The sequence below is a fragment of the Cellulomonas endophytica genome, assembly GCF_004123805.1.
GTDB classification, from domain to species: domain Bacteria; phylum Actinomycetota; class Actinomycetes; order Actinomycetales; family Cellulomonadaceae; genus Cellulomonas; species Cellulomonas endophytica.
In genome coordinates, this window is the sequence record NZ_RWJX01000165.1 from 1 (window position 1) to 1,286 (window position 1,286).

The window sequence follows — 1,286 nt, forward strand, 5'->3', positions numbered from 1 at the left end:
CCACGATCGAGGCCGCGCGCGCCGGGGAGGCCGGCAAGGGCTTCGCGGTCGTCGCCGGGGAGGTCAAGGAGCTCGCCTCCGAGACCGCCCGCGCCACGGAGGACATCGCCCGCCGCGTCGAGGCCATCCAGGCCGACACCTCCGGGGCCGTGGTCGCCATCGGCGAGATCGGCCAGATCATCGCCTCCATCAACGACTACCAGCTGACCATCGCCTCGGCGGTGGAGGAGCAGACCGCGACGACGAACGAGATGTCGCGCGGGGTCGCCGAGGCGGCCTCGGGCTCGCAGGACATCGCGAGCACCATCACCTCCGTCGCCGAGGCGGCCGGGACGAGCGCGCGCGTCGTCGACGAGGTCGAGCACCAGGTGACCGAGCTCGCGGGCCTGGCCCGCGACCTCCGGGACCGGGTGGCCGGCTTCACCTACTGACGCGCGCACGACGCACCCGCACGACGCACGCACGACGCGCGCACGACGCACGACGACGCAGGACCGCACCACACAGACCGCACGTACGCACCGCGCCCTCGGGCCGCGGGGCACGGCACCGGGCGCCCGCCGCTCAGGTTCCGGCCCCGCCGGCCGATGGGCAGGAGAGGTCGGGCACGACGCCCGACGAGGGGAGGGACCGGCGTGGGAGACATCGACGACATCGTCCGGGAGTTCCTGGTCGAGAGCTACGAGAACCTGGACCAGCTCGACCGCGACCTCGTCGCGCTCGAGGAGTCCCCGGGTTCCCGGCCGCTCCTGAGCAGCATCTTCCGCACGATCCACACCATCAAGGGCACGAGCGGCTTCCTGGCCTTCTCGCGGCTCGAGCGGGTCACGCACGTCGGCGAGAACCTGCTCGTCGAGCTGCGCGACGGCCGCCGCCAGATGGACGGCCGCACGACGGACGTGCTGCTCGCCCTGACCGACACGGTCCGCGACATCCTCACGGCCATCGAGACGAACGGCGTCGAGGGCGAGGTCGAGATCGACCGCACCATCGCGGCGATCGAGGCCGTCCGCGACTCCGAGCCCGGGGCCGTCGCGGCGCCGGCTGCCGAGCCCGTCGCCGAGCCCGTCGCCGAGCCGGTGGCCGAGCCCGTCGCGGCCGCCGCCGTCGTCGCCGCCGCGGAGCAGGTCGTCGAGGCCGTCGCGGCCCCGGCCGCCCCGGCCCGCGGCCGGAAGGTCGTCGGCCGCAAGGTCGGCGCCCCCAAGGCTGTCGCCGCCGCGCCCGCCGGCGCGTCGGCCCCCGCCGCCGAGCCGGTCGTCGAGACCGCCGCCGTGGCGGTCGCCGTC

At 75.5% G+C, this 1,286-nt stretch carries 2 protein-coding genes; both read left to right on the top strand.

Annotation, left to right across the window (positions count from 1 at the left end; all coding sequences use genetic code 11):
• A partial coding sequence (locus tag EJA20_RS18470) for a methyl-accepting chemotaxis protein (protein ID WP_240675648.1) occupies positions 1 to 431 on the top strand: 431 nt, incomplete at its 5' end.
• A gap of 204 nt (positions 432 to 635) precedes the next feature.
• Positions 636 to 1,286, top strand: a 651-nt coding sequence (locus EJA20_RS18475) for an Hpt domain-containing protein (protein ID WP_205687591.1), incomplete at its 3' end; no start/stop codon positions are given.